Origin of the sequence: Paenibacillus massiliensis subsp. panacisoli DSM 21345 (genome assembly GCF_000426545.1) — a bacterium.
Taxonomy (GTDB): domain Bacteria; phylum Bacillota; class Bacilli; order Paenibacillales; family Paenibacillaceae; genus Paenibacillus; species Paenibacillus panacisoli.
In genome coordinates, this window is record NZ_AUFO01000009.1 from 31,666 (window position 1) to 50,765 (window position 19,100).

The following is a 19,100-nucleotide window of genomic DNA, read 5'->3' on the forward strand; positions in this document are numbered from 1 at the left end:
TGTGTTGGTGATTAGCATCCTTGCTTCACCCATGATTAGGCGCATTGTCTGATTTGCGGCCGTCAAAATCAGAAATGCTGTCCATGATATATATATCGGATAGTTCATAGCAATGTTTATAGATTATCTTAATTTTTTCAAAAAAATCATTTCTTTTTGGGTGATTGAATTTGGTGAAGAATACTTTCTACATTATCGTTCAAATGAACTGCTTCTTTATTTTGACTCTGGATTATATTATAGATCTCTTCTCTGTAAATACTCACATGAGGGGGAGCTGTAATCCCAATTCGGACTTGATCTCCAGAGATTTCAATTACAGAGATGACGATATCATCATTAACCATAATTTTTTCGCCCTTATTTCTTGATAGAATCAGCATATCATTCTCCTCCTTGTGAGGGATTGCTAAATAACGAATGGCGAGTTGTATATCGGGAGTTGTCTAATATAATTTGAGCAGCATCATTGTTTTTCCGGTTGATTATAATAGGAGCTTTTAAATTAACAGAAATATCCTGGGGTGATCTTACAGTAGTCACGACCCTGATCTCAACGTCTTCTTTAGCATCCAGCTTTAATTTTTGTATCCACTTATCCTCAATATCAAACTCATAGCCCGTATAAAAAGGGAAAGGATCAGCTAATACAAAGGCTAAATTGGCATCCTCAATAGATTGCAGGTATATAAAATGACTATCTTCATCAGATGAAGGTATAAAAACAAATTTACGCTCTTCCTCAAATCCCAAAATGGGGCTTACAAAGTGAATAATAGATGTATCCTTAATCTCAAGTTCCCCAAATCTAACCGTTTGAACTAGCATGAAGTAACCTCCTCTGAATATTAAAAAAAATAGCTATATGAACTTGTTCATTATAGCTATTGTAAGCAGTATCTCATACAACCGCATCCAATTGAGTACCGATTGTACTAAAATGTATGAAGTTTTTTTGAGTTAAGTAAATTTCCAGGCTCTCAGGAGTATACTCAATAATTGGCTTATTATATTCTGGATCATATTTGACCTGATTAGCTGTATACTGAATATCCGTTATACCTGGCGTGTAGGTAATGTCGACGTTATCATAGGAGGCAGGTCCTCTGATTTCCATGGGCCTGTCCTTCATCGCATTTTGATAAGCAATAGCTGCGAAGGCATTCTGCTTATTCTGAATGGCCATCATTTGATCTCCAGCCTGAGCAATCTCCGCAATATTCTGCATTGAGGAGTCCCACGCATTCTGTGCAATGCGATCCAGCATCTCAATGCTTCTTGCCAATCCAAGAGCAGACCATGCCTTGCTCTGATCTACATTCAGATTGCCTGGAGTATACTCGATGTTCAGTTCCCCTGCTGGTTGCTGCATATTTATTTCTGCCTTAGGCTGTTGTATGCTCCACTGCCCTTCGGTTCTTTCCAAAGCTATTTTGCTGTACCCCTGTTGAATTTGAATTTTAGGAAAGTCCATAGGCAACCTCCCTTAATTTAAGAAATCAAGTAGGCTTGGTCTAATGATCCGAGCAATAGTATCGAGCGAAGATTGATAAATACTCTCAGCTGTTTTTAGCTCTGTTATCGCCTTTGCCATATCCGTATCTTCTACCTTGGATTGCAGATCCAAATAATTCAGATTGAGATCTTCCAATCGACTTAAGGTGAATTCCAGACGGTTTTGTTTACCGCCTATCTCCGCTTGAGCAGTAGTAATATTCTGCAAAGAGGTTTGCAGCTGCGTAATGACACTTTGAATTCCTGCTGTATCATCATTATCTAAAGCCTGTTTCATATTATCAACCACTTTGAATAGACCATCGGCAGAGCCGAATTCACCAAACACTGAATTACCTAGCATATTCACAGGTACAGTTACACCTGCTCCAATCTGATACTCAACTACGCCAGTATCCAGCACATAGGATTCATTGGCGGGGTCACCTGGATATGGCTTTTGATCTACACGTTCACCGTTAAAGACATATTTCCCTTTAAATTGTGAGTTCCCTAAGAGCACCAGCTGTTCGTATAACTGATCAACCTCTTGCTTAGCATTTAAACGGGCATCTTCAGGCATTGTATCCGTCCCTGCCTGTACTGCAAGCTCCGACAGACGTTGTACGATACTGGTTGTCTCCATCATGACACTGTCTGTGAATTGCATCCAAGAATCAGCATCTTCCGCATTTTCGCTAAACTTCGTAGTGAAAGAGACCTCTTGACGATAATTCAACGCACTCGCAACACCACCAGGATTATCTGAAGGACGATTTAACTGTCTTTGCGTCAGCAGTTGCTCCTGATATTTATTCATGCGGTTATAGTTATTTTGCAAATTATGCATCATTGTACCGCTCATCATGGATTGAGTAATACGCATTTATATCATCTCCTATCTACCAACTATGCCGGTACCGTTAATTAACTTATCCAACATTTCATCCACCGTTGTAATGACACGGGCAGAAGCACTGTAGGCCTGCTGAAATCTGATAAGATCGGCCATTTCCTCATCCAGGGAGACACTGCTAACAGATGCACGCAGGTTATCGGAATGATTCGTAAGAAGGGTATTGTTTTCAACCATTTTGTTGGCCAAATCTGCATCAGTACCTAACTGAGCAATCACAGATTGAAGGTATCCGCCAAAGGTAGACACATCCGTTATTGCACCATTGTTTCTAAGCGGATCAAAACTGAACTTTCCTTCAGACAGACCGGCAATCAGTAATGCCAATCCACCATTACCCTGCAGCACTTTTTCTGTAGTGGTGCCATTTGCATTAGTTACAATCTCTGTCCGCATCGAAGCTGCTATATTAGCCGCATCGTTAATAATATTAGAATTAACACGAATGTTCGCAGCAGTGATAGTGACACTATTATCCGAAGTGACAAAAAAGTTCTGACCCGCAGTTGCAGGACTTTGGAGTGTGTACCCTAATTTATGCAGTCCATTGAGGCCATCCACTTCATATGGTGTATCTTGGGCTAATTTACGGGGATTCGTCGGATCCATAACCGCATTGGGTATCGTTACACCTACTGGAAGAATACTCCCTGCCGGTAAGGTAACGGAAATCTTGCCATTCACCAAGGTATTTGCCATAATATCTAACTGCCGAGTATATTCAGCAACATGCACATCCCTGGATTGAACCGTACCCGCGATAGCACCTTGAGTTATTGCGCCTACATTAGCAACATTGAAAGGTGTAACTACATCATCATTAATGAGCTGCATGCCACCAAAGTTAACCTGATAGGCATCATCGGTTTCAATCACTTGGATATTTCCTAGTTCAGACAATTTATCTACCAACAAATCACGTTTATCCCGCAAGTCATTGGCATTATCCCCCATGGCTTCAATTCGTTTGATAGAATAGTTAATAGCAGCAATCTGATCAGCGTATGCATTCACATCGTTCACTTGAGAATTGAGTTGATCCGTTAAATTATTGCTTAATACATTCAACTGTGAAGCCACATGATTGAATGTTTCTGTTAGTGCTACAGCCTTCTGCTGAACAATTGTTCTAGCTGATAAGTCAGAGCTACTAGGATTTTTACTTAAATCCTGCCACGAATTCCAAAAGTCGGAGATTACAGTAGCAATACTATCCTCTGACGGTTCATTAATGATCCCTTCAATCTTGCCTAGTGCCTCTTGCTTTGTTTTCCAAGTAGAAAGTGTAGAGTTTTGATTGCGAAACTCAATATCCATCAAGTAATTGCGCACTCGGCGTATACTATCCACTTCAACACCCATCCCAAGTTGGTTAGGGTTTGTTGATTTAGTCATACTTGGAAATTCAATAGGGATCGAAGCAGTAAGCCTCGCTACTTGTCTTGAATAGCCCTCTGTGTTCGTATTGGTAATATTGTGACCGGTTGTACTTAATGCAGTCTGCTGCGCAATTACCCCACGTTTACCAATCTCAAGGTTATGGAACGTTGATCTCACTATACTCCCTCACTTTCTATGCCCTTGTGTCAAAATAACTTCTATTGACAGGTTCTACTTTTTGCTTGGAAGGATCATGATACACCATGTGATCTTCCGGGTGATTAGTAAATAAATTCATTGAATAATCTATAAAGGTTAACGACTGTTCTACCATTTCCTTATTCACAGCATTTACAGCTTTTAGGGAAGTGAGTAGATCATACAATTCATCTTTCAGATCCATTAGATGTTGTCGATCATCTGGGTCAAACACTAAACGAGCCATCTCTGTAATGTTCAGGTTCAGTTGTGACTGAATGCCTTTCTCTCTAAGAAAAGAGTACAAAGCGCTTGTTCGTTCCTCTTCCACCTCGTTGATTTTTTTGATTAACTTTGTTTCTTTTAAAACACAACGAGATACAATGCTGATATCATTCGCAAGAATCCCCGCTTGCTTTTCTTTGGCAACATCAATCAACTCGGTATGAAAATGAATTAATTGTTGCAAGGTCCCTGTCACCTGCTGTAAAGTCAAATCTTTCCCCTCCTGTTATTCCTGAGATGACTTGAAATAAGGCAACAGCTTGTCGGCAATTTTGGATGCATCCACATGGTATGTACCCGAGGATACTTGTGCTTTCAATTCCTTAATCCGCTCAGCACGATCGGTGTCATTACTGCGTTGCAGCATCTCCATAGCTTCAGGAGAAAAGGATACCTCATCCTTGCGTCGGCTCTTCTTCTGGTCTTCCTGGCGTCCAGTCTCCTGGTTACGTTGGTATGGATTAATCGCATTGATGCGGTTGGTCTCGTTAATTTTCATAACTTAACTTCCACCTTCCTCAATATTTATAAATTACGTGGTATTAAAAAACGTTAATCGGCGTACTTGCACGGATGAACAGGCCGTACTGGGCGGGCAATTCCTGCGCTTGCAGAATAGTTCAGCTCCGCTGCGATGCAACATACGGGCTCTGTACTCTTCATAAAAGTGTTTGGATTATTCGCTCAAATAAAAAAAACACCGATAAGCTTTACTAAGATTATCGGCGTGCTTTAAAACTTTTTGAATAGCTGTAATCGTTTTTAATTCCACTGGACTAGTAATCCCGCTTTTTGTCAATAGCATTGTAGGTAGCTGAACCCACATTGTTACCTACGTCCTGATTTTTCTCTTGGGAGGCCCGTGTTAATTCCTTCGTAAGTCGTGACCTGCAGGAATCACACATATTATTCTCACGGATGAGTGTGCCGCACACCTCACAAGGATACATCATATTCGGTGCATTGGCGATGGAGATTCTTCCCTCCCGAATAAAGCGAGTGATCTGCTTAATCGGTACCTCGGTCGCATCAGACAGCTCTTGAATATTCGCACCTTTATTTTCGCGCAAATAAGCAACGCACACTTCATATTCACGTTCTATATCTTTAATGCAATTAGGACACAGCTCTCTAATGTTAATGGAGTACAAACGCCCGCAGCGAGGACAATTGGCAAGATTCATGAGTACACGCCCCCTTCAATAATCTGGTAGTCAACATCTGTAGTACTAATTTACCTTATTTACACAAAGCTCGTCCAGATGGAAAAGGATTTCTTGTAAAATTTATTGCAGTAGGAAATTAGCAGCAATTCCTTCTATAAAAGGGTTGATAGAGATTACACTTCATGTAATAGAGCATTTCTATCCTTGCATTTCATTTAGGAACGTGCCCAAGTAAGGCCGTATATGGTCAGGGGAATGTTCAGCTCTTGCCCCAGGGCTCTTAGCACACTGCTGCATTGCTCAAGAGTACTACCTGTTGTATAGATATCATCCACAAGCAGTATACGGAGCGGTGTTCGTTCAGAGCGTCCATGTCGTCTGCCCTCATACGCCTGAAATAACCAATCTCTGGCTCCCCTGGCTGGTGCAAAGGCATGAGCAATGGAATGTCCCCGCTCTTTGCGGCCTTTGAAGCTTTGCTTCCCGGTGTCTCTGGACCTAATCAACAGTTCACAGATTTGAAGCTTCTGCCGCTTGCATAATTCACGGGCCATACACTCCGCCTGATTAAATCCTCGCTCCATCAGTCTGGACGCGCTAACAGGCACATATGTCACCAGCTCTGCCTCCCAGACCGGGCTAGCTATCCGCCAACATTTCCATGGCCATCGCTTGGACTCCCGAATGTGGCTCCTTCGTACAGGACGGCAATCAGGATGAGTCTTCGAATGACTACGGCTGCTCATAGCAGACTTCCCTTGTTCTTGGCCATTAGCAAGGATAAGTGAATCGAGGCTGAGGTGCTCCACGGTTGTCCTCTCTTCCTGTAGTGCCTGATAGGCCAGCTGTAGCATCTTGCCGAATAAAGGCGACAGCTTCTCATTACCTCTATACTTAAAGTCGCTGATCCACTCCTTCATGTCCCTAGTATACTGAACAGAACTGCGATTGCATTCGAACGAACGGTTCACTCTGTCAGGCCGAAGGCAATCAGGACATCCGACTTGCCGGCCACAGCAGATACAGCGAATATGCTCGATCCACGGAATACGCCGCTCACACTTGCTACAGATTCCGAGCTGGCCGCTGGTGAAGACTCGGCTACCACAGACCAGGCAGCTATGCGCGGGAGGAGCTAACCATCTCTGCAGGCATCGATCTATGATATTCAATTGGGTTCAGCCTCCCATCTTCTTCAAATACCCACCTCGATGGGCAAGCTCATTCATACTCTGTATTTGTCCGATCGCTTGGCGCTGGGCTCGTGTCCATTCTGGAGATACAAAAATCACCTTGCCTGCCGGGTCCTCTATGGATCTGCCAGCACGCCCAGCCATTTGTACCAGTGAAGCTTCATCGAACAAGCTATTATCGGCATCGAGAATGTAGACATCACTGCGTGGAATCGTGACTCCTCGCTCCAATATCGTCGTGGTGACCAGCATTCGAATCGTTGCCGCGCGAAAAGCTTTCACTTTATCCGTTCGATGCTCGTCCTCGGAGGAGGTTCCTGCTATTGAAATTTCAGGGAAGTAGGTCGATAACAAATGAACCAGAGAAGGAATCTGTGCAATTCTTGTCACGAACACAAAAATTTGTGCCCCCCGCTTCAGTGAAATTTGCAAGGAAGAGAGAAGTCCCTTAGGCAGTCTGCGTTGTTGCAGACACTTGGCAACCGAACTCCCCGAGATGCGAACAGGTACTGGCAAAGGATGGCCATGGAACCGTGCGGGCACCTTTGCATAGGGCAGAAGCCCCCGCTGAACTTCTTGTTGCAGCTTGATCGGCGGTGTGGCAGATAAATAAACAAATTTACCCTTCTGCTTACAACAGGTGACGGCTGCATGAGCAAGCATCGGGTCGTTGTGATATGGATAAGCATCCAACTCATCAATAATGACCAGATCAAAGGCGTTCCGAAAACGCATGAGCTGATGGGTCGTCGCCAGTGTAATCTGCCCCGATCCCCAGCGATCCGTGCTTCCGCCATATAGCACCGTTATCCTTATATGGGGAAAAGCCTTTTTAAGCCGCGGTGCCAGCTCCAGCACTACATCCCTTCTCGGCGTTGCGACGAGCGCACGCCCCCCTCTGGATACAACGTAATCCAGTAAGGGAAATATCATTTCGGTCTTGCCAGCTCCGGTTACGGCCCATAGCAAAAAACGTCCTTGATCTTGTAGTTGACTGTTCCCTCTCCTATGCTGATCTGGATCTCTCCTGCCTGTGATTAGCGGTCGAGGACGCTCAAGGCGTAACCATTCTTCGCTGGTATGTGAACTCGCTCTCGGCCAAAGGTGACGCCAGCCCATACGCCAATCTACGCAATAGGGCACCTCAGTATTCACATCCTTGCTACCCGTTCTCTCCTCACTAATACCTACTGGGTTGGTAACTTTAGGACTTGCGAGGAATTGAAGTGCTATGGTCGTTGCCGCACGCTGTGCCGGGCTAAGGCCCCACTTGTCCAGCTTCATACCAGATGGCATCCCCAAGTTCCCACCGAGGAATGCGGTTTGCTTATGCTCTTCATGGTATAGCAGCAGGGAACAAGCACGACTTCTACCCATGGTGCGACAAGCCGCACAGTAGGCACATGCCGACAGACCACAAGAAGCGCAAGGTGTGCTCTCTACTGCAGCTGTGCCGCAGCGTCTGCAATGCGGACGTCCAGAGCTTCGGTTCATCCTAGTCGCACGTCGACCTCCTGTGAGTCGCGAGGCGATTCCGGTGTCATAATGAATGCTCCCTTGCAAATAAGCCAATTGAGCGGCCTCCTGCCAAGACAGACCCATTTGAGAGCTTGATTCTATAGAGTTCGGAAATACTCTCTTGTTCTCATCCTCGTTATGGATTCCATTCTGCTCCCATAGGGTTTTCACCTCGTCCGCAAATAGCTGGCGACCCTCCATAATCTGGCTAAAATACTGAGCATCACGAAGGAGGCTGGTCCCCATACGTGGGGACCCATCACCATCCTGATAGCTCTGACTGTACCGAGAAACCTCTCTCCCTGCTGGATATAACATGTATTTCTCCCCCAGGTGATGATCTTCGCCGCTCTCGGACAGGCCCTCCAGCTCCCGTTTCAACTCTCGCCTCATCCAGCTATTCCATTCGCGCTCCTTCCACTTATCCATGACAGCCAAGCTGCGAAAGCTCTCACGCAACTGTATAGCCCAAGGCAATGGGATACGATCGCCTAGCATGATGAGATACCCTGCTCGCTGACAACCTTCATCCAGCCACCACCACACATCCATGCTCATCGCTAGTGAAATGCGGAGTCTCCAGCTTGTCTCCTCGCGATGCACGTATACAGCGACCTTCATTCCAATCATCCTTTCTCTTATTTTCTCTGGCTACACTAGGGCAACAAAAAAAAGCACACACCGCGCTTAACGCTACGGAGTGTGCTTCACCCATCTATTACAGACGTATACAGTCAATCTATTAAATTGTAACGCTATCAGCTCTTGTAACAGCCTACATGCTACCACTTCTGATTAAAGCATACATCCGAGTTCAGGACAATGCCTTGCTTGTAGAATAATTAACGACTTGCTGACTGCACCAGCACCGCACCGTGAGCTACACTTCACTGTACTGTCCTGACGCGTTTATTCAGCAAAGCGCTATTACCCTACATAACCCGACTCTGATTCGTGCTGTCGCAAATCGACTACGGTGCAACGTTCAAGATCGGGAAGCTGAGCTTCCTGCCCACTGCCCGAGGCTGCGCTCATTACCGCCAGTTCAATTCCTCCACAGGGCTGCAGTCGCTCCACGATAGGCACAGTGAGATCCTGGGAGACATGATCAATCACAGTTACCTTTACTGGAGAGCTTACAATCCATGAACGAATTTTGAACATTCGGATAAGCCATTCTACCTGATGCTCGTGGTTGGAAGTCATGATAATATAATGTTCACGCTGGCTGCCGACTTTCTGATCTTCATCAGAAGCCTTCAGGAAGGTCGAATGCCATAGATAAAGCAGTCGGACCGCGGCAGCAGCCATACCGTACGCGAGCACAATCCATAACAGCTGCAGTGTCATGGAAGCCACCTCCTCCTATGCGACAATATATGCTCTGAGGTAAGGAGGTGTTACAATTCAGCTCCGCGTAGTACCCTAATTACAAGGTCACCCAACCATATTTGATAGAGTTAATAACCGCTTGCGTGCGATCATCGACCTCCATCTTTTGCAGAATACTGCTGACATGGTTCTTCACCGTCTTCTCACTGATGAAGAGGAATTCGCCGATCATCTTGTTGCTCTTGCCTTCTGCCATGAGTCGTAGCACTTCTGCCTCGCGACGTGTAAGCGGGTTGTTGTCGCCAGCGACGAATTTCACGCCAGCTTCCTTGGTGTTCCCTTCCGCCATTGCGCCAGTCTCGTTCAGGTAGGTCATGCGCCGCAGCTGCATGATCAGCTTACCAGTTACCTTAGGGTGGATAAAGGCGTAGCCTTCATGCACCGAACGAATAGCGTTAATCAGGGACTCTGCCTCCATATCCTTCAGGAGATAGCCGTTGGCTCCTTTGCGAAGCGTCTCAAATACATAGCTCTCATCGTCATGAATGGACAGAATGATAACTTTGATATCCGGGAATAGCTCGCGAAGCTTCTCGGTCGCCTCAACACCGTTCTCAAGCGGCATGTTAATATCCATTAGCACGATATCTGGCTTTTCCTCATTGCAGAATTCCAGCACCTGAATACCGTCCCCGCACTCGCCGATGACCTCAATGTCCTCCTCCATATTCAGGATACGTTTTAAGCCTTCACGAAATAACTGATGATCATCAGCTAGTAGCACCTTGATTGCTGTAGTCTGGATGTTCTGATTTTCCATGTGTTACTCCTTTCCCTTCTCTACGTTGGTAGGGATATGAATGACGATCTTGGTCCCCTGATTCTCAGCAGATTCGATCTCCATTCTCCCTTCTAGCAATTCAACCCTTTCACGCATGCCAATCAGTCCAAAGTGGTTATGATCTTTGCCTTTTTGTTCAAATAGCTCTGGCTTGAACCCTAGTCCGTTGTCCTGCACAACAATTTTGACCAATTGTGCCTGATATGTAATTTCGACTAGTACGTGGGTTGGATATGCGTGTTTGGCAGCATTGGTGAGGCCTTCTTGGACCAAACGGTAAATGGCCGCTTCCATCGCAGAAGAAAGACGGTGTTCCTTGCCCCTTGTTTCAAAGATGGCTCTGATCTTGGTCTTGTCCTCAAAATCCTGAACATATTTCCGGAGAGTAGGGATCAAGCCCAGATCATCCAGTGCCATAGGACGTAAATTGAATATGACTTTACGCATCTCTTCCAAGCTGGAACGAACCTGCCTCTTTAGATCTACTATTTCGTCCTGGACCATCTTAAATTCCTGCTTGGCAAGCATTCTTTCTACAATTTCCGTCCTAAGAACTAGATGAGCGAGCAACTGTGCGGGTCCATCATGAATTTCACGTGAGATCCGTTTGCGTTCTTCTTCCTGGGCCAGAATAATTTTCAAACCAATGAGCTGCCGATTCTTGGCAGACTCAATAATCCTGGTAACCTGCCCTAATTCCCCAGACAGGTATTCCAGTACGACGCCCATTTGGGAACCAATCGTCTCGGCACGCTCTACAGAAGCTTCGACGTTCTTCACCCGTTTCTGGAGATCATCTCGTCGGGCCTTGAGATACATCTCCTTCTCACGGTAGATCATCACATCCAGCTGCAGCTGAGTGGCCTTCTCATAGGCCGTCTTGATGTCTTCTTCTGAATACCGAACAAAGTCCCGGCTGACCTCCGTCAGCCGGATTCGCGAGCGTCGGTAATTCATTTCCAGCTGATCCACCTTTTCAAGTGTCTCTGCCGTTTCCTTCAGAACAGCCTTAAGCTCTTGATTTAACGAGACCAGCTCTCCGCGAGCCGCGTCCATAATTTCGAACATTTGATACTTGCTGTTCTCCATAACCTGGAGGGCGTTTTTAATTACGCGGTCTATGACATCGGCTTGAAAATCCACGAATTTAATCTCCAATCCTAGCTTATCAGGTATATATCATACCATATCATGATTGGATGGTGACGGTCTTAGTGTTTTGTTCCCATTTTACAGTCAGTCCAAGCTGCTCAGAAACCAAGCGAAGAGGGACTAAAGTCCTACCATCTAGCACAATTGGAACTACATCGGTAGTTTTGCTTTTTCCATTAACTACATATTTCTTCTGTCCTACAGTCAGATCGATCAGTACTCCACCACGGATAACTGTGATTCGTTGTGCGGACGAATTCCACTGTGCCTGCCCACCGAAGGCATCAAGCACATACTTGATTGGCACATAAGTGGAGCCCCCCCGCTGGATTGGAGCCGAATCAATGGATACCTGTTGCCCATTCACGGTCATGGATCTCTGCCCAATGGACATTTGAGCCGTACCTGTCTTGAGTCCTGCAGTTCCCACCGCTCCAGGTGCATTCAAAGTAATATTGTCAAAGGCCACCGTGCCCGTCTTGGCGCGCTCATCTTGGCCTTCTTCCACATTTACAACATACAGACGCTTCAGCTTGGCAGGATAAGCAATTCCTGTACCACTCAGATCCACACTTATCGTCTTCCAGCCTTCCCAATCAATGACCTTGGCAAGATCCAGATATACAGTCTGCCCATTGGCATCCTGTACTTCTGCGCGGAGCCAGTTCAGGCTCATATCTCCCATGACATCCATCGTCATCCCTGTGGCGCCAGATGTAATCGTTTTGCCAGAGGTACCATTCAACTGTGCGTAGGCATACATTTTACCGCTGCCAGCAGTCATATCGTATTGTAGCTCAAGTACCTTGGAGCTCGACTTCTCGCCACTTCCCGGAACGATGGATACACTTCCGGTCACGCCTGCTGCATTGGTGGTAAAGTCAATTGGATAATTTACATTCTCGAAATTCTCCCATGTTCCATTACTGCCGCCTGATGTCAGGACAACTACTGCACTGAAGCCGTCATAACGTCCAATGGCATAGCCTGTCTGAGTCCCAGCATCTACAGAAGATACCGTAAGCTGATCACCCTTCACACTGCCTTTGAAGCCGACGAATTCCCATTTCAGCGCATCAGCAGCAATCTGGACACTTTGGCCGCTTGTTGTCTTCGCTGTGACAGGCACTTCAATGGTAGCCCCAGCCTTAAGCTCTCCTGTACCGCTGCCTGCTGTCAGCGAAGAGATCTCTTCAGCTCCCATTACCGTTACCTTCATGGAGGCACTTGCTGAGCCGCTTGTTGCCGTAAGCGTTGCTGTGCCAGGCTTCACGCCTTTGATCATGCCTCCGCCCGTAGCCAATATATCAGAGTTGCTAGACTTCCACTTCACATTGGTAGCAGCTACATCGTAAGGGTTGTAGTACGTGTCATAGCCTTTGAGACTATAACTGCCGGTCTGACCAATCAGCAGTGTCTTGGTTCCGCCCACCGTAAAGCCCTTGAGAGTGCCCTTTGGTGCCTCGGTATATACACCGAGTCCATTCACGATGCTTCGCTGCTGCTTCCCGTATTCGGTATCAAAGGTCAGCGCTGCCGAGGTGTCACCAAGCGGACGAGTGACCATAGTTGTAGAGCCCCCACCATCAAGGTTGAGCCCCTTCCATACGCCAATATCCACCATAAAGGATTGCAGCTCACTCAGGGACATGCCTGTGCTGCTATTATTTTTCTCTACGGCAATCAGGTACACATAGCGCTGATCCTTGGAGTATCCTAGCGCTGTGCGCGCACGGGTACCACCAATACTTGATACACTGCGGGAGAACGAGGATTTCTTGCCTTCATTCACAAGGATGGTGTGTCCACCAATCATCGTCTGTAGCGTAGAGGGATCTACCAGTTTGCCTGATGATTTGATCTTGAGTTGATAGTTGGTGCTGACACTCTGTCCGACAGCCAAGTGCTGGCGCACAAACTCAGCAGCCTTACCATGGGTCCGTAGAATATATCCACCCTCAGGTACCGCCACAGGCAAAGCCGAATTCTCGGAAATCTGCGTAATGACTCCGTTCTCAACCAGCACCTCTGTTGGCGTAGTAGAGCTGTTGGTAGGCCGTTCCAGCGCTTTCCATGCAGATGTATAAATAAACATGGTGTTCGAATGGCTGTAGCTGCTGCCAGAGGTCTCTGGCGTGTAGGCCACCTTATTAATACCACTAAGCGGAAAGGATGACCCATCCTGCGCAGTCAAGGTGCCTTCAAAGGTAAACTGCTCAATCATTAGCTTGTTGTCTTTGCCGGCAGCAAACGCATACATGCCCGAAATATCCGACGGAGTGGACATCAGCTCACCATCGGATACCTGACCGCCAATCGGCGCACCTTCACGTGACGTATTAAAATAGTCCCCGTTAATTCCTGCTACAGCCCCTGTCTCCTTGGCCATGCCCTCTGTGCTTTGTCTGGTTGTGAATTGACCGTTCTTGCCTGTCATCACGTCAAGCTTAACGTATGGATTATTCATATCCACCCGGACGACATCAGCTAGAGCCGTACCGGAGGAAGTCTTGTATTTGTATTTCATCAAAATAGCCCCGGAGGTAATGATCTCTTCGCCAGTCTTCACCGCTGAAGCCGCACTGACAGTAGAGCCGCTAAGCTCAATCAGCGGGTTGACCCCAGTCATTCCTGCAACGGGACTAATCCACAATATGCCTGCTATGGATACGATCGTAATGTTCTTGATCGTTCTCTTTCCTGACCATCTCGTGTTACCTCTTTGTAAAGCCATATAGATATAAACGCTCCCATCTTATCCTGATTTTAGCCCTTTCATTCATCTCTATCATACTAGATTTCGCTCTCTTAATTATAGACTGTTGATTATTAGAAAAGTTACGGAAAACTTCTATTTTTTGATTAGTCTTTGCTAGTTCTTTCTTTATTTTCTTGCAGGTTTCTGAAACTTCAAAAGCAAGACAATTGACAAACGCCCAATCCTCCTTCTATAATCACCTTGAACCAATGAGTTCAATATATACTAATTAGTTCAAATGTGAACAACGAATAGCTTCTGCATTCGATTCACTTAGGAATAAAGAAGATAAGGGGGACAACAATCATGAAAAAACATCGCATGGCCTGGCTTGGTGTTGCCGCCATCAGCCTGATGGTTGCAGGCTGCTCCAATACAACCTCTGATGTAGTAGAGAGCAGCAATGTGCGAGCAACGTTAGTGGGACTTGAACAGGTAGCAGAAGAGCCACTGAATACTGCGTATGATCTCTCCGGGACGCTACAGGCTTTTGAGGAGCGTGCACTATCCTTCGAGTATGGAGGCAGAGTAGCGGATGCTTCATTTGAAGCAGGTAGCCCCATCCAGCAAGGCGCTGTACTAGCATCCATTACAGAGGCCGATTACCGACTGCAGCTAGAGCAGGCTGACGCAGCCATTATGGAGGCCGAGGGAGCATTATCCAGCGCAGAAGCCGGCATTCAGACTGCTGCAGCTTCGAGATCCTCTGCGGAGGCACGTGTAGCCAATGCTACAGCCAGTGTACGCAAGGTCAAGAATGGTGCACGTACACAGGAAAAGGCCCAAGCCGAGGCGGCAGCTGAGCAGGCCAAACGTGCCTATGAGCAGGCCAAATTACAAAAGGAGCGAATCCGCCAGCTTCTGCAGGCAGGTGCAGCTTCAGCAGCTGACTTTGAGGTGGCTGAGCTGGGTGAGATCAACGCCCAAAAAGATTGGGAGAGAGCACAAAGCTCACTGTCCCTTATTTTGGAGGGTGCGACCAGCGAGGATATAGATGCTGCTAATGCAGTGCTACAGGAGGCAAAGGCAGGACTCGGTGTAGCGGATGCTTCCTACCAGCAGGCACTGGCCGCCAAGACTCAGGCGTCCGCAGCCTATGAGAAGGCTATGACTGCGAGGAAGCAAGCAGAGCTGGCCCTCTCCCGCACAATCTTAAAGGCCCCCTTCCATGGCGTAGTGCTGGAAAAGCTGATTCAGCCAGGTGAGTTGATGCAGGCTGGTCAGCCCGTGTACCGTGTAGGCAATATCGATCAGCTCAAGCTGCTCCTGCCTGTGCCAGATTCGGAGATCCAGCAGTGGAGTAAAGGCCAGTCCGTAGAGGTCAGTCTGTACGGCAGAGCTAGAACAGCCAAGGTATCGCAGATCTCAGCCGCCACCAATAACGGAACCGGAACAATTAATGTTGAATTGCTTATTTCCAATCCCGAGCATGATTGGCTCCCGGGTCAGGTGGTGAAGGCTGCCTCTCAGACAACGGGACAGAAGGGAATTCTCCTCCCTGCCGAAGCTGTCATCAGCACAGGCGACCAGCCTTATGTATTCAAGAGCGAGAATGGAACTGCCGTCAAGACACCAGTTACGCTAGGTAGCCAAATGATCAACAACCAGCTGTCGATTGTCTCTGGACTGCAGGATGGAGATCTAATCGTCACCAAGGGAGCGACCAAGGTGTTCGAGGGGGACAGCCTGAATGAGGCGGAAGGAGCAACCCCATGATTGAATACTTTGTAAAGAAACGAAAAATCACTCTGCTATTCTTCGCCATAGCTACCCTTGTTGGTTTTGTCAGCTTTGCAAGTCTACCCAAGCAGGAAATGCCGGATGTTACCGTCCAACAGGCCCTCGTTACTACCATTTATCCGGGGGCATCTCCGCAGAAGGTAGAGCAGAGCGTAACCAAGGTGCTTGAGAAGAAGATCAAGGAGGTCGCGGATGTCAAGACAATTCGCTCTACCTCCGGCAATGGATATTCCAGTATTATTGTCGAATCACAAAAGGATGCCGTTCCTGCAGAGGTCTGGGATGAGATGCGCAAAAAGGTACAGGATGCCAGCGCTGACCTACCAGCAGACGCAGAGGTACCCGACATTGATGATCAATTAACTCAGGCCTTCATCGGGTCCTACGCCCTGACTAGCGATTCCAGAGAAGCACTGTTGACCATGAAGGATACCATGCTTATTTGGGAGGACCAGCTTCGTACTGTAGAAGGAGTATCTAAAGTGACGATCTCTGGCATTCCCGACCAGGAAGTACGTATTGAGATAGACACGCAGAAGCTGGCTCAGTACCAGCTCTCTTGGGCGCAAGTAATGCAGGCCATCCAGGGCCATATGGACCGAGTGCCCACAGGCAATCTTGACTATGATCAGCGCAACTATCAGGTAGTAATCCGCGACACGACAGACCCGGAAAGACTAAATGCTGTTCAGATTGCTCGCTCCGAGAGTGGGTCACCTGTATATTTGCGGGATATAGGGAACTCTACCCTGTCTTTTGATAAAGATGAGCAATTATCCTACGTGGATGGTAAGCCTGCCATTACGGTACAGATTCATGCCAAGAACGGCACAGACATTCCATCCATGAATGAGCGAGTAGAGCACAAGCTTAATGAACTGACCTCCTCTCTGCCTGAAAATATAACCTTTGAGACCGTATTCGCGCAGAGAGATAAGGTAGCGGACATTTTTGCCGATCTCACCAAGGAGACTATCATTGCCATTGCGGCGGTCGTCCTCATTTGTACATTGGGGCTTCATCTGCTGACCTCCTCCTTCGTCGCCATGGCGATTCCGATCTCGATTGCGATTGCCATGATTTTTGTTCCGATGCTCGGTGTCACCTTGAATCAAATTTCGGTCGTAGGACTGATTATTGTTCTGGGCATTCTAGTAGACGATGCGGTCGTTGTGAATGACAATATCGAGCGACGGTTGACGGAGCTTGGGGAAAGCCCCAAGGAGGCAGCGCTTAATGGTACGAAGGAAGTATCCGTATCCATTCTGACTGCTACACTGGCAACCATATCTGCCTTTGCCCCATTACTCTTCCTGAAGGGAGACGTCGGTGCTTTCATTAAGCCCATTCCCATCGTCATTTCACTCGCAATGCTGGCATCCATGCTCATGTCCTTTACCATTATCCCGATCTTCCGGGAATGGTATGAGAAGCGCCGGAAGCGTGTCGAACTGAATGGAAAGCCTAAGCCGGCAGGTCTGCTCGGCAGACAAATTCAAGCGCTGAATCAACTGTACTCTGGGAAATTGATGCCTAAGGTTGTCGAGCGTCCCTTGTTGACTGGCCTAGCGGGCTTATTAGTTGGTACAGCTGCCTATGGATTGGTTCTATTCACCCCAATAGAGCTGTTCCCGGAGTCAGAGGACCCACATATGGCGATTAATCTGACCATGCCAGTCGGTACCTCATTATCGGAGACGCATCGTATTGTGAAGGAAGCCGCTGAGTGGGTGCAGGAGCAGCCAGAGGCGAGCAGGGTAACCTTTAGCGCTGGCGGAAATGCGCCTATTGCCTACAGTGATCTTACAGGAGGCGGCAATATTAACGATGGTGATGTATATGCTCAGATAGCCGTTTTGGGAAATGAGGATTCGTTTGACCTGAAGACAACTCCTCAAGCCTGGCGGGATCAGCTTCAAGACAAATATCCAGACATTCGAGTCAGCACCTACGTGCCTCGACTGGGACTGCCTGTCGGCAAGCCGATCGCTGTGAGAGTCTCCGGAAGTGATATGCAGCAGTTGCAGCAGTTGGCTCAACAGGTTAAGGGAGCAATAGCTACCATACCCGGAACGATAAATATCGTAGATGATACTGGGGAGGACCGCCATGCGCTGGAATTCGAAGTGAATGAGCAAGCCATGGATAAGTACATGGTAAGCTACAAGGACCTTACCAGCACCATGATGCTATTGAATGAAGGGCTACCTGTCAGCAAATTGGATAAGGGCAGCGAGCTGATTGACATCAAGCTGTATTTGACACAGCCTCAAGCTGACCCGAACGTACTATTTCAGCAATTGACTGTTCACAACGCGGCAGGCACTCCCATTCCATTAGCTCAGCTTGCCGAAGCCAAGCCAGCGTTTGCTACCCAGCAGATCAAACACTATAATATGGAAAGAACGATTACGGTTGAAGCGGATTTAACGGGTCGTACCGCTACAGAGGCTTCCATTGATGTGAATCAGAAGCTAGCAGCCATCTCCTTCCCTGACGGCTATAAGTGGCAGCTTGGTGGAGAGACCTCGACGCAAAATGAAATATTTGCCGATCTGGGAACACTGTCAATTATCGTCCTATTCTTAATCATCATTCTGATTACGATGCAGTTCAATTCATTGTCCGTGCCACTCATCATTCTGACGACTGTATATCTAGCAGCAGCTGGAGGAATTATTGGCTTGGCCATTACTGGCATGCCAATCGGCTTCATGAGCATTATGGGCGTAATTACACTGGCTGGAATGGTCGTTCGTAACGGTATTGTTATGATTGAGTTTACCCAGGAGGAGCTTCATCGAGGCACTCCACTGGAGCAGGCCGTCATCGCCTCGGCAGCAGCTCGCTTCCGTCCTATTTTGCTAACGTCATTGACGGCTATTGTCGGAATGATGCCTATTGCCTGGCTGGGAAGCTTGCTCTTCCGCCCATTGGCCTATACAGTCATGTTCGGCCTGTTATTCTCTACAGTGCTGACCCTATTCGTAGTTCCTTCCCTGTACCTGATCGTAGCCCGTCTGAAGCAACGATGGAAGGTCTCACGCAAGCTCAAGGCATCTGACCAAGTGTAGTAAGGTTGGTGCAGCAGAACTAATGCGGTAGGATCAGTGCAATAGACCACAAG

17 protein-coding genes are annotated in these 19,100 nt (G+C 47.3%); 3 read left to right on the forward strand and 14 right to left on the reverse strand.

Annotation, left to right across the window (positions count from 1 at the left end; genetic code table 11):
• Window positions 1–146 precede the first annotated feature (146 nt).
• The 9 genes from csrA to K331_RS0106890 form a co-directional block, all read right to left on the reverse strand.
• Entirely contained in the window at window positions 147–383 is a 237-nt protein-coding gene (gene csrA, locus K331_RS0106850; protein WP_028589703.1) for a carbon storage regulator CsrA, read from the reverse strand.
• A 1-nt stretch (window position 384) separates the two neighbouring features.
• On the reverse strand, window positions 385–828 hold the full coding sequence (gene fliW / locus K331_RS0106855) for a flagellar assembly protein FliW (protein WP_028589704.1): 444 nt from the start codon (window positions 826–828) through the stop codon (window positions 385–387).
• Between the two features lie 73 nt (window positions 829–901).
• Window positions 902–1,474: a DUF6470 family protein gene (locus K331_RS0106860; protein ID WP_028589705.1), complete on the reverse strand. Its 573-nt coding sequence runs from the start codon at window positions 1,472–1,474 to the stop codon at window positions 902–904.
• Window positions 1,475–1,486: 12 nt separating this feature from the next.
• Window positions 1,487–2,380: a flagellar hook-associated protein FlgL gene (gene flgL / locus K331_RS0106865; protein WP_028589706.1), complete on the reverse strand. Its 894-nt coding sequence runs from the start codon at window positions 2,378–2,380 to the stop codon at window positions 1,487–1,489.
• Window positions 2,381–2,392: 12 nt separating this feature from the next.
• A complete protein-coding gene (gene flgK, locus K331_RS0106870; RefSeq protein ID WP_028589707.1) occupies window positions 2,393–3,967 on the reverse strand; it encodes a flagellar hook-associated protein FlgK in 1,575 nt (524 codons plus the stop codon).
• A 16-nt stretch (window positions 3,968–3,983) separates the two neighbouring features.
• Window positions 3,984–4,484, reverse strand: a complete 501-nt coding sequence (locus tag K331_RS0106875; protein ID WP_028589708.1) for a flagellar protein FlgN — start codon at window positions 4,482–4,484, stop codon at window positions 3,984–3,986.
• Window positions 4,485–4,499: 15 nt separating this feature from the next.
• On the reverse strand, window positions 4,500–4,772 hold the full coding sequence (gene flgM / locus K331_RS0106880; protein ID WP_028589709.1) for a flagellar biosynthesis anti-sigma factor FlgM: 273 nt from the start codon (window positions 4,770–4,772) through the stop codon (window positions 4,500–4,502).
• A gap of 277 nt (window positions 4,773–5,049) precedes the next feature.
• Window positions 5,050–5,457, reverse strand: a complete 408-nt coding sequence (locus K331_RS0106885) for a TIGR03826 family flagellar region protein (protein WP_028589710.1) — start codon at window positions 5,455–5,457, stop codon at window positions 5,050–5,052.
• Window positions 5,458–5,654: 197 nt separating this feature from the next.
• Window positions 5,655–6,359 carry a ComF family protein gene (locus K331_RS0106890; RefSeq protein ID WP_028589711.1) on the reverse strand — a complete coding sequence of 235 codons (705 nt, stop codon included), beginning with the start codon at window positions 6,357–6,359 and terminating at the stop codon, window positions 5,655–5,657.
• Window positions 6,360–6,443: 84 nt separating this feature from the next.
• Between K331_RS0106890 and K331_RS32940 the strand changes: the two genes are divergently transcribed.
• Complete coding sequence (locus tag K331_RS32940; protein WP_264177747.1) at window positions 6,444–6,578, forward strand: hypothetical protein; 135 nt, start codon at window positions 6,444–6,446, stop codon at window positions 6,576–6,578.
• Window positions 6,579–6,617: 39 nt separating this feature from the next.
• Here K331_RS32940 and K331_RS0106900 read toward each other — a convergent pair whose 3' ends face one another.
• From K331_RS0106900 to K331_RS0106920, 5 genes are all read right to left on the reverse strand, one after another.
• Window positions 6,618–8,771 (reverse strand): DEAD/DEAH box helicase, encoded by a 2,154-nt coding sequence (locus K331_RS0106900; protein ID WP_028589712.1) that lies wholly within the window; start codon window positions 8,769–8,771, stop codon window positions 6,618–6,620.
• 306 nt (window positions 8,772–9,077) lie between these two features.
• Complete coding sequence (locus K331_RS29070) at window positions 9,078–9,500, reverse strand: hypothetical protein (protein WP_051289693.1); 423 nt, start codon at window positions 9,498–9,500, stop codon at window positions 9,078–9,080.
• 79 nt (window positions 9,501–9,579) lie between these two features.
• Window positions 9,580–10,302, reverse strand: coding sequence for a response regulator transcription factor (locus tag K331_RS0106910; RefSeq protein WP_018884184.1), 723 nt, complete (start codon window positions 10,300–10,302; stop codon window positions 9,580–9,582).
• Window positions 10,303–10,305: 3 nt separating this feature from the next.
• Complete coding sequence (locus K331_RS0106915) at window positions 10,306–11,466, reverse strand: sensor histidine kinase (protein WP_018884183.1); 1,161 nt, start codon at window positions 11,464–11,466, stop codon at window positions 10,306–10,308.
• Window positions 11,467–11,512: 46 nt separating this feature from the next.
• On the reverse strand, window positions 11,513–14,209 hold the full coding sequence (locus tag K331_RS0106920; RefSeq protein ID WP_036634367.1) for a stalk domain-containing protein: 2,697 nt from the start codon (window positions 14,207–14,209) through the stop codon (window positions 11,513–11,515).
• 330 nt (window positions 14,210–14,539) lie between these two features.
• Here K331_RS0106920 and K331_RS0106925 point away from each other — a divergent pair, with 330 nt between their 5' ends.
• Together K331_RS0106925 and K331_RS0106930 are read left to right on the forward strand one after the other, a co-directional pair.
• Entirely contained in the window at window positions 14,540–15,949 is a 1,410-nt protein-coding gene (locus tag K331_RS0106925) for an efflux RND transporter periplasmic adaptor subunit (RefSeq protein WP_028589714.1), read from the forward strand.
• Complete coding sequence (locus K331_RS0106930) at window positions 15,946–19,047, forward strand: efflux RND transporter permease subunit (RefSeq protein WP_028589715.1); 3,102 nt, start codon at window positions 15,946–15,948, stop codon at window positions 19,045–19,047. Before K331_RS0106925 ends, K331_RS0106930 begins: the two co-directional genes overlap by 4 nt.
• The last annotated feature ends 53 nt before the right edge of the window (window positions 19,048–19,100 follow it).